The organism is Yersinia aldovae ATCC 35236 (assembly GCF_000173735.1).
GTDB classification, from domain to species: Bacteria; Pseudomonadota; Gammaproteobacteria; order Enterobacterales; family Enterobacteriaceae; genus Yersinia; species Yersinia aldovae.
Window position 1 is genome coordinate 258613 of the sequence record NZ_ACCB01000001.1, and the last position, 12934, is coordinate 271546.

Here is a 12934-nt window from a genome sequence, read left to right on the forward strand (position 1 = left end):
TTGTATTATCGCAATAAAAGCAGTGAAAGCTATAGGTTTTTCATTCCTTTTCTATCCACAGTATAAAGATTAATATCTTTGTTCGAAATTAAATTAACTTTCGAATGAAAGTTAATTGATCGATGTCACGTTATTACCTGCTGGTTAGTCTATGATTGCGGCTAATGATTCTTCATTAATATATTCGCTTAACGATGCCAAACCGGAGGTTCTTATGGAGCTTTATCTCGATACCGCAGATGTTGCCGCAGTTAAACGCCTGGCGCGCGTGTTGCCTTTACAAGGGGTTACCACCAATCCAAGCATTCTGGCTAAAGCGGGCAAACCTATTTGGGAGGTGTTACCGGCGCTGCGCGATGCACTCGGCGGCACAGGGAAGTTATTTGCACAGGTATTGGCCAGTGACAGCGAACAGATGGTATCTGAAGCCATGTTACTGTCGCAGCGCGTGCCGGGCCTGGTCATCAAAATACCAGCAACTGCTGAGGGACTGGCGGCAATTAAGAAATTGAAAACCATGTCGATTCCGACACTGGGTACGGCGGTGTATGGTGCCGGACAAGGCTTGTTGTCAGCACTGGCCGGCGCGGAATATGTCGCGCCCTATGTGAATCGACTGGACGCACAGGGCGGTGATGGTATTGCGATGGTTCGTGAGTTACAGCAATTGCTCACCCTACATGCGCCGGGTGCTAAAGTGCTGGCAGCCAGTTTCCGCACTCCGCGTCAGGTGCTCGATTGCCTGCTGGCGGGTTGCCAGTCGGTCACCATCCCGGTGGATGTGGCAGAACAGTTTATCACCACACCGGCGGTAAAAGCGGCGGTAGAACAGTTTGAACAGGATTGGCAGGGCGCATTTGGCACTACCATCCTGAGTCAGCTTTAGGAGAAAACGCCCGGTAAATAGATTACAGGGCGTTACGTTGTCACTTTATTGTATTAACGTGCGACATCAGCAAGGGCATTTACCCAATTTTCCCGCTTTACTCGGAAAACGTGCATCCAAACAATAGCGGTGAAACTCCCGCTCCGTCATTGGCGGCGTGTCTGGATGCTGGCAGCGCATATGATTGACATAATTACCGTAATCCTGCACGCCAACCATTAGGCGGAAACTTTGCGCTATCCGACGCGCAATCAGGCGAATCCTTGCCCCGCGTGTGGCGGGTGGAGCCTCAGCCAGTATCAGCGGAGTGCAACGTATAATCTGGCGTGAACCTGGCGCTGAAACAGTGGCAGGCCGCAGGCGGTACGGTATTGCACGATTAGCCACGGGCAGTCTCCTCACGGAACACGATTTCAGTCTCATGGGTGGTCGGTTTGCTGGCTTTCAACGCACGACGCCCCACCAACAGGGCTGAAATCAACATCGTCACCGCGACCAGCATAAAGAACGCACACAGCGCCGCGTTGATCTGGTTGTTGAACACGATGGTTTCCATGTCCTTAATGCTCTTGGCTGGCGCGATTAATACCCCTTGCTCAACACCGGCGGAGAATTTCTTCGCTTGTGCCAGGAAGCCAATGCTCGGTTTCTCATGGAATATCTTCTGCCAACCTGCGGTCATTGAGGTAATAAATAGCCAGATGGTGGGCACAATGGTCACCCAGGCATAGCGCTGTTTCTTCATTTTAAACAGCACCACGGTACCTAGAATCAGTGCCATTGATGCCAGCATCTGGTTGCCGATACCGAACAGCGGCCACAGGGTATTAATGCCCCCCAACGGATCGACCACCCCTTGATAAACAAAGAAGCCCCAGCAAGCGACCGCCACGGTGGTGCCAGATAAGTTACCAAACCACGAGCGGTTATTGGCCAGACTTGGCACCACCACGCCGACCAAATCTTGCACCATAAAGCGGCAAGCACGGGTGCCTGCATCGACAGCGGTCAGGATAAACATCGCTTCAAACAGAATGGCAAAGTGATACCAGAATGCCATCATATTGCGGCTATTGAATACTTCGCTGATGATATGGGCCATGCCGACGGCAAAGGTCGGCGCACCGCCCGCTCGCGATAGGATAGAGTTTTCGCCCACATCTTTGGCGATCATCGCCAGAGTTTCAGGGGTAACGACAAATCCCCAACTGTTGATCGCCAATGCCGCACTTTCTACCGTGGTGCCAATCAGTGCTGCCGGTGAGTTCATGGCGAAATAGACGCCCGGATCGATAACTGAGGCACAAATTAACGCCATGATAGCGACGAAAGATTCCATCAGCATCGCACCGTAACCGATAAACCGAGTGTGACTTTCGCGCTCAATCAGTTTGGGGGTGGTGCCACTGGCTACCAGAGCGTGGAAGCCAGAGATGGCGCCACAAGCAATGGTGATAAACAGGAACGGGAACAGGCTACCGGAGAACACTGGGCCGCTACCATCAATAAAGCGAGTGACGGCAGGCATCTTCATTTCAGGCATAGCAAATACAATACCAATCGCCAAACCAATAATGACGCCAATTTTCAGGAAAGTGGATAAATAGTCGCGTGGAGCCAGTAACAACCAAACCGGCAATACGGAGGCAATAAAGCCATAGATAACCAGCACCCAGGTTAGGGTGGTGCCATGCAAGGTAAAGAATGGCCCCCAGTAAGGGTGAGCTGCGATATTACCGCCATAAATGATTGCGGCCATCATCAGCACAAAACCGATTAATGACACCTCGGCAATCTTACCTGGCCGGATAAAGCGCATATAAACGCCCATAAACAGCGCGATCGGGATGGTTGTGGCGATAGTAAATAAGCCCCAAGGGCTGTCAGCGAGGGCTTTAACTACCACCAGTGCCAGCGCAGATAAGATGATAATCATCACCCCCAATGCGCCCAACATAGTAATAACCCCAGCAAATGCGCCCAACTCTTGCTTTGCCATTTCCCCAAGCGATCGGCCATCACGGCGGGTAGAGATAAACAGGATCAGGAAGTCTTGCACTGCTCCGGCCATCATCACCCCGACCAGAATCCAGATAGTGCCCGGTAAGAACCCCATCTGCGCCGCCAAAATTGGCCCGACTAGCGGCCCGGCTCCGGCGATCGCCGCAAAGTGGTGACCGAACAGCACCCACTTATTGGTTGGCACATAGTCCAAACCGTCATTGCGCCGTTCAGCCGGCGTCAGGCGACGGTCATCAAGCTCAAACACATTTTTGGCAATAAACAGACTGTAAAAGCGATAAGCGATGCTGTAACACGCCACCGAGGCAATCACCAGCCAGATGGCATTGACATGCTCACCACGGCTCAGTGCCAGCATGGCAAAAGCGAATGCACCAATTAACGCCACTGTCAGCCATATGACGGTGCTCTTTATGTTCTTCATGGGTAACAACTCCTTCGTTATGTTCGGGGTAAACCCGTCATCAGCACCCGTTTTGGGAAAAAAGATGCAAACCGTTAGTTAACATAGGAGCTTTGATGTGAAAAAAAAGATGCGGAAGTAAAAACTGTGATCAGTAAATGACTTTAGCGTAACATTCAGTATTGTTTGCTTACATTTTATGACGGCGATCGGCGCAAGTTGGCGAGGGGCATAACGTGGAATTAAACGGGATAATTAAAAAAAACCGTGGGATGTTGTTACATCTCCACGGGTTGTTACACTGTAACGTTGTTATGTTGGGCCGCCTGCGGCTTAGACCACCGGGCGGGCCACTACATTACGGGTTTCCATCCGCACTTCGGCAATGCGAACCTCTATTTTATCGCTCTGGCTGTAAACTGTTTCACCCTTGATCTGCACCGTGCCGGTTTCCTGGCTGCATACCATTTCATCACGCACCGCATGAATGAACGGTGCCGGGATAAAGGCCACTGCGCCGTTATCCAGTAAGCGCACACGCAGGCCGCCACGGGTAACATCAATAATTTCCGCCGCGAAACGGGTATCGGTGCCCGCTTGTGGTTGCAGATAGCGGGCATATAGCCAGTCGCCGACATCACGTTCAGCCATACGATTCAGGCGGCGACGTTCTGCCAACTGAAGGGTTATCTCATCCTGTGGCTTCTCTGCCTGCTGGCCGCTAATGATGGCTTTGAGCAGACGGTGATTAACCATGTCGCCGTATTTACGAATTGGCGAGGTCCAGGTTGCATAAGCCTCAAGCCCCAGACCGAAATGTGGCCCCGGGGTGGTACTGATTTCAGCGAAGGTCTGGAAGCGACGAATGCGGCTATCAAGGAACTGGGTTGGCAGCGCATCAAGATGACGGCGTAACTCGCAGAAGCCCGGCAGCGTGAGCAGCGCTTGTGGATCGGCCTCAACCCCATTGGCTTGTAGCACTGTCGCGGCTTGTTCAACCAGCGCTGGATCAAATCCGGTATGGACGTTATAAATCCCAAAGCCAAGATTATCACGCAGGGCAATTGCTGCGCAGACGTTAGCGGCAATCATGCATTCTTCAACAATACGGTTGGCGATGCGGCGATGTTCAACAATGATATCCAGCACCTCGCCTTTGTCACCGAGCACAAAGCGATAGTCAGGGCGGTCTTTAAACACCAGAGCGTGCTGTTGACGCCAGCGACTGCGCGCATCACACACCCGTTTTAGCAGCATGACTTGCTCGGCAATATCCGCGTCAGGCGGCTGCCAGCCTGGATTGCCATCCAGCCAGTCGGACACGTCGTCATAAACCAGCTTGGCTTTTGACTCAACCCACGCCGCCGAGAAGCGAATATCTTCACCCAAGGCACCATCGGCGGCAATGGTTACGCGACAAACCAGCACCGCCCTGCGTTGGTTAGGGCGCAAAGAGCAGAGGTTATCGGACAAGTCGCGTGGCAGCATCGGGATGTTAAAGCCCGGCAGATAGTTGGTGAACGCGCGTTTGCGGGCAATTAAATCCAGCTCACTGTTCTCATCGACATAAGCTGTCGGATCGGCGATAGCAATGGTCAGTAGCAAAGAACCGTCACCTTGGTCTTTCACGTACAGCGCATCATCCATATCTTCGGTGCTATTGCTGTCGATAGTGACAAAGTTCAGCGCAGTCAGGTCTTCACGCTCAAGCTCAGTGCCGTGTAAGGCAGATTCGACCATCATGGGAGCTTCACGCTCCAGATTATGGCGCGCCAGTGTGACCCACCACGGGACGAAATGGTCTTCGCCATCGGTGATGAAGGCAGTCAGATCAGCATTAAAAGCCCGATCACCTTTTAACGGGTGGCGGCGCATTTCGGCCACGGCCCAATCACCGTTCTGGAAGTCGTGCGTCAGTTCACGCACCGGACGACATTGAATGGAGTCACGTAGCAAAGGGTGGTCAGGCACGATCGATAAACGATCGTCTTTTCTCTGCACCCGGCCAACAAAGCGCGATAAAAATGGCTCAACCAGTGTTTCCGGCTCAGCAATCTCACGATCTTTATCGGTATGCAAAGTGGCAATAATCCGATCGCCATGCATGACTTTCTTCATCTGTGGTGGCGGAATAAAGTAACTTTTCTGCCCATCTACCTCAAGAAAGCCAAAGCCTTTCTCAGTCCCTTTAACCACGCCTTCAACGCGCGGGGTCTGAGTGTGAAGTTGCTGTTTTAGCTGCGCCAGCAGCGGGTTATCTTGAAACATATCGTCCAGTGAATGGTGTAGTGAGTGGGGTTAATCCGGCTGACAGTTTTACGCGAATCAGTCTCTTCGGGCAAGTGGCATATCACGTAGAGAGACAATTCCGTGTCATGGATAACCATTATCATTGATAAGGTGATATCCATTGATAGTATAAATATATTGCCCTGCCAGATAACGGCGCAGTTTGGCACAACCTGTTAAGCGATGCGCAATGTCTGTGGCGATTGCCAGCGGCGCACGGTAACCGGCACTGATTTCGACGTCGGTGTATGGGTTTGGTCACCCACGCTGGAGAGCGGCACCAGCGGATTGGTTTCCGGGTAATAGGCCGCCAGATTGCCGCGCGGAATATCGTAACTAACCAGTTTAAATCCGCTGACTTTACGGGTAATGCCGTCATTCCACAGTGTTTCAATTTCCACCAAATCGCCATCTTCTAATGCCAGTTCGGCCAAATCTTGCGGATTGATAAACAGCACTTCCCGCTGACCATAAACCCCACGATAACGGTCATCCAAACCATAAATAGTGGTGTTGTATTGATCGTGCGAACGTAACGTTTGTAAGACAAACGGAGCGGCAACGCCAGCCATGTGCGGGAATAGGCTATCTGGCAGCGATGAGGCACAGAACTCAGCTTTGCCACTCGGCGTTGCAAAGCGCATTTCAGCCGCCGCGCTCCCCAGATAGAAGCCCCGGGTTGCGCGCAACGGGCGTTAAAATCATCAAAACCGGGAATGGTTGCGGCGATATGGTCACGGATTAGATTGTAGTCATCGGCTAACGCCAGCCAGTCCAATTTTGCGCCATCAAGCGGCTTTTTAGCGAAAACAGCCTGGGCAATCCCACACACAATGGCGGTTTCAGCGTGTTGCGTTTCTGCCAGCGGTTTACCCACACCTTCAGAGGCATGAACCATACTGAATGAGTCTTCTACAGTAATGTATTGTGAGCCGGTGGCTTGCATATCACGTTCAGTACGCCCCAACGTGGGCAATATTAAGGCATTTGCACCGGTTATTAAGTGGCTACGATTCAGTTTGGTACTGATATGAACGGTGAGCTGACATGTGCGCAAAGCTTGTGCGGTACGCTCGGTATCGGGTGCCGCTGCCGCCAGATTGCCACCTAACGCAATCAGGACTTTTACGTCGCCCCGCAGCATGGCTTCAAGCGCCTCTACCGTGTTGTAACCCGCGCGTTGTGGTGGCGTGAAGCCGAAATGGTTACCCAACCGTTCAAGCATCGCCGCTGAGGGCTTTTCGTCAATTCCCATCGTGCGGTTACCCTGTACATTGCTATGGCCGCGTACCGGACACAACCCCGCGCCGGGTTTACCTAACTGACCGAATAACAACTGAAGATTGGTTAACTCGCGCACGGTGATAACGGAGTGTTTGTGCTGGGTCACGCCCATCGCCCACGTCAGGATAATGCGCTCCGCGTGCTGATAAATATCGGCTGCATGGCGTATTTGTGACTCACTGAGGCCCGATTGCTGAATAATCTGCGCCCACGAGGTGTTATCGACGGCGGTCAGATAGTCATCAATACCCTGAGTGTGTGTGGCAATAAATTCGCCATCGAATAAGCCTGACTCACCCTGTGCCAGCCGTGTGCGATGCGTTTCCAGCAGCGCTTTGACCATACCGCGCACGGCGGCCATATCCCCACCCAGATTAGGTTGAAAATAAGCAGAACTGATGGGGGAGGATTTAGGCGTTAACATCTCAATGGGATTTTGTGGATCGGCGAAACGCTCCAGGCCACGCTCACGTAACGTATTGAAACTTACAATGCGTGCGCCACGTTCTTTGGCATGGCGCAGGCTGTGCAACATGCGTGGATGGTTGGTCCCTGGATTCTGGCCGAAGACAAAAATGGCATCTGCCAGTGCAAAATCCTGCATCCGAATGGTGCCTTTACCCACCCCGATACTCTGTTTAAGCCCGATACCACTGGCTTCATGGCACATGTTGGAGCAGTCAGGGAAGTTATTAGTACCTAACATGCGGCCAAATAACTGATACAAATAAGAGGCTTCATTGCTGGCACGGCCAGAGGTATATAACGCCAACTGATCCGGGTTATCCAGATCAGTAATATGTTGTGCTATCAGCTCAAACGCCGCTTGCCAACTGATCGGTTGATAATGGTCGGTGTGCGGGTTGTAGCGCATTGGATGCGTTATCCGGCCCTGATATTCGAGAAAATAGTCACTTTGCTGGCGCAATGTGGTCAGGCTGTGTTCGGCAAAAAACGGCGGCTCTACCGCTTTGCGGGTAGCTTCCCAACTGACTGCTTTAGCCCCGTTCTCGCAAAAGCTGAAGGTGCTGTGATTATCATCACCCCAGGCACAGCCTGGGCAGTCGAACCCCTTGACCTGATTGACGCGCAGTAGATTGCGAATGTTGTTTAATGCCTGTTTGCTGTCCAGAACAAAACGCGTGGTCGCTTCAAGCGATCCCCATCCCCCAGCCGCGCCGGTATAGGGTTTTATTGCCGATTTAAATTTCATAATAAGCCGCAGGTGCTTTTTTTGTTTCAAACAAGTAACAAAATAATTAATTGTTTGAGTGGATTTTGTCACAAGTCTAGTGGGGCGCGGCGGGGGAGTCTAATCGAATAGTGCGATCACCACATCAAGCGGGCTTATCGTGAGAAATAGAGCGACAAAGAACTCAACATTGATGCTAAGGCCGAACCAAGGGCAAACGTGCTGTTCGGGGCATCACCGCGTAAACTGCCGGCGCGCCCGCCTTGGGTGCGCCGACTTGATGATTAAGTTGTCACCGTGCGCATATTAATGCTCTGGATAGACCTTCTCTTTAAACTCGCATAAATCCTCAATAATGCATGAACCGCAGCGTGGCTTACGGGCAATACAGGTATAGCGGCCATGCAGGATAAGCCAATGATGGCAATCGAGTTTAAATTCTGCTGGCACCACTTTGAGAAGTTTGGCTTCAACCTGATCAACATTGCTGCCTGGAGCAAAGCCGGTACGATTACAAACACGGAATATATGGGTATCCACTGCAATGGTTGGCCAGCCAAAGGCGGTATTCAGTACCACATTGGCGGTTTTGCGCCCCACACCGGGCAGGGCTTCGAGTGCTGCCCGGTCTTCCGGCACCTCACCCTGATGCTTTTCCAGCAGAATACGGCAGGTTTTAATCACATTCTCAGCTTTGGTATTAAACAAACCAATAGTTTTGATATATGACTTAACACCATCCACACCTAAATCCAGTATCGCTTGAGGCGTATTGGCCACCGGATAAAGTTTGGCGGTGGCCTTGTTGACACTCACGTCGGTGGCTTGGGCTGACAGCAGTACAGATATCAGCAGCTCAAAAGGTGAGGTGTAGACCAGTTCGGTGGTGGGGTGCGGGTCGTTATCCCGCAGGCGGGTCAGAATTGCGACACGTTTCTCTTGGTTCATAAGGCTTTCTCAGCATCTCCATCCTGAAGTTGCGGCGTAGCCGCCAATGATCGGGCTTTACGCGCTTTGATTTTTTCGTCGATGACATATTTACCCGCCAGCAGTAACCCGAGGCCAATAAAAGCCCCCGGTGGCAGCATCGCCAGCAGGAATGGGCTGTCCAGATGCAGAACGTCAATACGTAGCACTTTTGCCCAGTCGCCCAGCAGCATATCGGCACCGTCGAATAAAGTACCGTTCCCCAGAATTTCACGTAACGATCCTAGCACGAACAATGCACCGGTTGCGCCAAGCCCCATTGCCAGCCCATCCAGCGCCGATAAACCAACCGGGTTCTTAGCTGCGTAAGCCTCAGCGCGGCCAATAACGATACAGTTAGTGACAATCAGCGGGATGAATATCCCCAGTGATTGATATAAACCAAAGGCATAGGCATTGATCAGCATTTGTACCGTGCTGACCACTGAGGCAATAATCATCACGTAAATAGGAATACGGATTTCATTTGGTACCCAACGGCGCAGGGCTGACACGGCGGTATTGGTACACACCAACACCAGTGTGGTGGCTAAACCTAGCCCCAGAGCATTGGTCGCGGTAGACGAGACGGCTAACAGCGGGCAAAGCCCCAGCAATTGCACCAGTGCGGAGTTATTTTTCCATAACCCCTGCGCCAACAGATCTTTTGCTTCACTCATGGATTGCCTCCGCAAGGGGGTAAGTTTGCGAGTTTCATGGGCAGCGTCTCCAGATACAGCGTGGTATTCTTCACGGCTTTCACCACCGCGCGAGGGGTGATGGTGGCACCGGTAAACTGATCATAACGGCCACCGTCTTTCTTCACCGCCCAGCGTTTATCTTGCTCACCGGCCACATGTTGCCCGCTGAAATGAGAGATCCAATCTGAAATGCGGATATCGATTTTATCACCAAGGCCCGGCGTTTCATGGTGCTCAACGACGCGACTGCCCAGCACGTTACCGTGGAAATCTGCGCCAACCAATAATTGGATAGCACCAGAGTAGCCATCAGGGGCTGTAGTCTCGATGGCGGCAGCCACCGGCGTATCGCCTCGGCGCGCCAGATAGAGCCGGTGGGGGGCCATATTGCCGAGTGCAATATCAGTGACAACGTAACATTCCCCTTGCATGTCATTATCATAAAATTCTGCTGGAACCACCTGATCCAGCAACGCTTTTTGTTGCAGGGCGGCTTGATGAGCAATGGTATTTTCGGTCAATGCGTTAACCACGGCGGTTAATCCGGTCGCACCTGCGGCAAACAATGCCAGCGTGATGCCGTGACGCTTCATGGTTTTGAGCATAACGGCTCCTTATTTATGTCCATAGACGCGTGGTTGGGTGTAGTGATCAATCAGCGGAACCGTAATGTTAGCCAGTAACACAGCAAAAGCAACGCCATCGGGATAGCCGCCATAAACCCGGATTAACCACACTAAAATACCGATTAATGCGCCGAAGATCAGGCGTCCCCGTGGCGTGGTGGAGGCGCTGACCGGATCAGTGGCAATAAAAAATGCCCCCAACATGGTGGCACCAGAAAACAGATGCAGCATTGGTGAGGCAAAACTTTGTGGCGCAATCATCCAACTGATGGCCGCACAGCCGGCCAACGCCAGCAGGAAACTGACGGGGATGTGCCAATGGATAGCTTTACGCCACAGCAACAATAGCCCGCCCGCCAGGAAGCCAATATTAACCCATTGCCAGCCTACGCCGCCCAGCGCGCCTGCAAAAATCGGCTGTTGCATCACCTGTTGCGCCGGTTGTGAACGCAGCGCTGTTTTAAAGGTATCGAGCGGTGTGGCCTGGCTGACACCGTCATAACCTATCTGCAATTGATGAATGCCGGCCCCGGTGTGGGTGTAACCGGTGAAAATGGTTGAAAAGGCATCATAAAACCCCACCGGTGTACCTTGTAGCGGCAGTGGCGGCAACCAACTGGTCATTTGCACTGGGAATGAAATAAGTAGAACCACATAGCCGACCATTGCTGGGTTAAACGGATTTTGCCCCAGCCCGCCGTAGAGCTGTTTGGCAATGACAATAGCAAACAGGGTACCTAACACAATCATCCACCACGGGGCCAGGGGCGGCAAACTTATCCCCAGCAGCAAACCGGTGAGCAGGGCGGAGTTATCTTGTAACCGAACCAGCACCGGCTGTCGGCGTAATTGCAAAACCGCCCCTTCTGCCAGCAGAGCGGTAACCACTGCCAGCGCAACTTGAATCAGGCTGCCATAACCAAAAAACCAGGTTTGAGCGATGATGCCGGGGATGCAGGCCAGCATGACCAGCAGCATGATACTGCGAGTACTGCGCTGATTGTGGGTAAAAGGAGAACTGGCAATCTGCAACCCTTTGTTTTGGGACGCTGTTACGGGCCTGAATTTCATGAAATTGCAACCATATGTCGAATATTTATTAGAGTGGTCAAACGCAGCAAGCTACTCTTACCGACGCCAATACACCCAACCGTCAGGGGGATAATATTTTTGCCGCATTCTACCCTATTCGGGCAAGGTGTAATACGTCTTAATCAGTAGGGTTATTATCGCTAATGCGCAGGGGATTAAACCCGCCGTGGTGACGAATAGATATTATTAACCTTTAGATTTAACTTGCAATTCATATCGAGATAGTAACAAACAAATAGTTGAACCGACTGTTCAGATAGCGAAAAATAATTAGGATTATCGCCTGCCTGGCATGTTTAAAATTAGTGGTTTGATAGTAATATTAGTTTCTGTTGATTACTCAATTAACTGTATATTAACAAGTTATTAGCTTTATCAATTGGTGTTGAGAAAAGCATTGGCATAATGATAGATTAATGTAGAGTATGCAGAGTAATTATATATTTAAAGAATAATGAGATGATAAACGACGACATATTATTTATAGAAGAGTTAATTGAATGGATAGAAATTAATTTAGAGAAAAGGCCCACACTGGACGATGTGGCGAAGATTTCTGGATATTCAAAATGGCATCTGCAACGGAAATTTAAAAGTATTGTCGGATTACAGTTGGCTTCCTATATCCGTGGCCGGGTGCTAACCCGAGCGGCAGTGGCATTGCGCATCTCGCGGCGGCCAATCGTCGGTATTTCTGATGAGCTAGGTTTTGACTCGCAACAGACCTTCACTCGCACCTTTAAAAAGCGCTTTGGCGTGACGCCGAACAGTTTTCGCCAGATGGAACACTGGGATGTGCAGGGAATGATCCCCCGGTTTGGTTTCTGCGAAAATTATACGCCAGAAATTAATCGAGTATCGCTAACGGAGCAACAACTGGTTGGTTTTACCCGCCGTTTGAACTTTGATGAACGTAACCATTGCAGCGGCCAACACTCATCCTGCATGGCAATGAAAGATGAAATCTTGCTCGATTTCTTTAAAGAAGTGAACTTCTCCTGCCAGCGCGTTTACTCCATATTCTCTGCCAAGGATTGCCAACAGGGGCAGAATGGCGTGTTTTACTCCACGGCCATCGACAAAGAGAAAAGACATGAAATTCAGGGCAACCGTGAGGTTGATCATATCGTTATCCCGGCGGGCGAGTTTTTATCAATTTCTCATCAGGGCAGTGCCAAAGAGTGCGTAAAGTTCTCGACTTACCTGTTTAATGACGTGCTGCCTAAGTTGCGTAATGACGTTGATAGTGGCATTGAGATGGAAGTTATCGAAATAGACAACTGCCATGCTGAATCTAAGCTGCGGGATATTGCGGTGGTTTACCGTTATCTGATGGCGGTAAATTAACGCCCAGCCCCCAAAGGAGGCGCTGAGCGCGGAGGTTAATCCAGGTTAATCGCCTGTGCTGCTTTTTTGGCTTTAACGCGGGCAATGGCGGCCGCGACGGCTGCTTTACGTGGGTCTTCTTCAAGC

General features: G+C 51.2%; 9 protein-coding genes and 1 pseudogene. 2 read left to right on the top strand and 8 right to left on the bottom strand.

Annotated features, from left to right (window positions below):
- Nucleotides 1–214 precede the first annotated feature (214 nt).
- On the top strand, nt 215–886 hold the full coding sequence (gene fsa / locus YALDO0001_RS01150) for a fructose-6-phosphate aldolase (protein ID WP_042839224.1): 672 nt from the start codon (nt 215–217) through the stop codon (nt 884–886).
- A 66-nt stretch (nt 887–952) separates the two neighbouring features.
- Here fsa and YALDO0001_RS01155 read toward each other — a convergent pair whose 3' ends face one another.
- The 8 genes and pseudogenes from YALDO0001_RS01155 to rsxD all read right to left on the bottom strand — a co-directional run bounded on the left by YALDO0001_RS01155 (nt 953) and on the right by rsxD (nt 11440).
- On the bottom strand, nt 953–1273 hold the full coding sequence (locus tag YALDO0001_RS01155) for a YbdD/YjiX family protein (RefSeq protein ID WP_042839202.1): 321 nt from the start codon (nt 1271–1273) through the stop codon (nt 953–955).
- Nucleotides 1266–3332, bottom strand: coding sequence for a carbon starvation CstA family protein (locus YALDO0001_RS01160; RefSeq protein ID WP_042839203.1), 2067 nt, complete (start codon nt 3330–3332; stop codon nt 1266–1268). Before YALDO0001_RS01160 ends, YALDO0001_RS01155 begins: the two co-directional genes overlap by 8 nt.
- A gap of 312 nt (nt 3333–3644) precedes the next feature.
- Nucleotides 3645–5579, bottom strand: a complete 1935-nt coding sequence (locus YALDO0001_RS01165; RefSeq protein WP_004699251.1) for an exoribonuclease II — start codon at nt 5577–5579, stop codon at nt 3645–3647.
- Nucleotides 5580–5776: 197 nt separating this feature from the next.
- Nucleotides 5777–8097: pseudogene (locus YALDO0001_RS01170) on the bottom strand (FdhF/YdeP family oxidoreductase).
- A gap of 285 nt (nt 8098–8382) precedes the next feature.
- Nucleotides 8383–9024, bottom strand: a complete 642-nt coding sequence (gene nth / locus YALDO0001_RS01175; protein WP_042545922.1) for an endonuclease III — start codon at nt 9022–9024, stop codon at nt 8383–8385.
- A complete protein-coding gene (locus YALDO0001_RS01180; protein ID WP_042545921.1) occupies nt 9021–9722 on the bottom strand; it encodes an electron transport complex subunit E in 702 nt (233 codons plus the stop codon). The genes nth and YALDO0001_RS01180 overlap by 4 nt, the downstream gene beginning before the upstream one ends.
- The gene (gene rsxG / locus YALDO0001_RS01185) at nt 9719–10348 is read right to left on the bottom strand and encodes an electron transport complex subunit RsxG (protein ID WP_004699261.1); all 630 of its coding nucleotides are present in this window, start codon (nt 10346–10348) and stop codon (nt 9719–9721) included. Before rsxG ends, YALDO0001_RS01180 begins: the two co-directional genes overlap by 4 nt.
- Nucleotides 10349–10357: 9 nt before the next feature.
- Nucleotides 10358–11440 (bottom strand): electron transport complex subunit RsxD, encoded by a 1083-nt coding sequence (rsxD, locus tag YALDO0001_RS01190; protein WP_042839204.1) that lies wholly within the window; start codon nt 11438–11440, stop codon nt 10358–10360.
- A 480-nt stretch (nt 11441–11920) separates the two neighbouring features.
- Between rsxD and YALDO0001_RS01195 the strand changes: the two genes are divergently transcribed.
- Nucleotides 11921–12808: a helix-turn-helix domain-containing protein gene (locus YALDO0001_RS01195; protein ID WP_004699265.1), complete on the top strand. Its 888-nt coding sequence runs from the start codon at nt 11921–11923 to the stop codon at nt 12806–12808.
- Nucleotides 12809–12934 lie beyond the last annotated feature (126 nt).

What these genes read in the sequence shown, in the direction of transcription:
- fsa (WP_042839224.1), top strand. Translation starts at nt 215, where the DNA reads ATGGAGCTTTATCTCGATACCGCAGATGTTGCCGCAGTTAAACGCCTG.
- YALDO0001_RS01160 (WP_042839203.1), bottom strand. Translation starts at nt 3,332, where the DNA reads ATGAAGAACATAAAGAGCACCGTCATATGGCTGACAGTGGCGTTAATT.
- YALDO0001_RS01165 (WP_004699251.1), bottom strand. Translation starts at nt 5,579, where the DNA reads ATGTTTCAAGATAACCCGCTGCTGGCGCAGCTAAAACAGCAACTTCAC.
- nth (WP_042545922.1), bottom strand. Translation starts at nt 9,024, where the DNA reads ATGAACCAAGAGAAACGTGTCGCAATTCTGACCCGCCTGCGGGATAAC.
- YALDO0001_RS01180 (WP_042545921.1), bottom strand. Translation starts at nt 9,722, where the DNA reads ATGAGTGAAGCAAAAGATCTGTTGGCGCAGGGGTTATGGAAAAATAAC.
- rsxG (WP_004699261.1), bottom strand. Translation starts at nt 10,348, where the DNA reads ATGCTCAAAACCATGAAGCGTCACGGCATCACGCTGGCATTGTTTGCC.
- rsxD (WP_042839204.1), bottom strand. Translation starts at nt 11,440, where the DNA reads ATGAAATTCAGGCCCGTAACAGCGTCCCAAAACAAAGGGTTGCAGATT.
- YALDO0001_RS01195 (WP_004699265.1), top strand. Translation starts at nt 11,921, where the DNA reads ATGATAAACGACGACATATTATTTATAGAAGAGTTAATTGAATGGATA.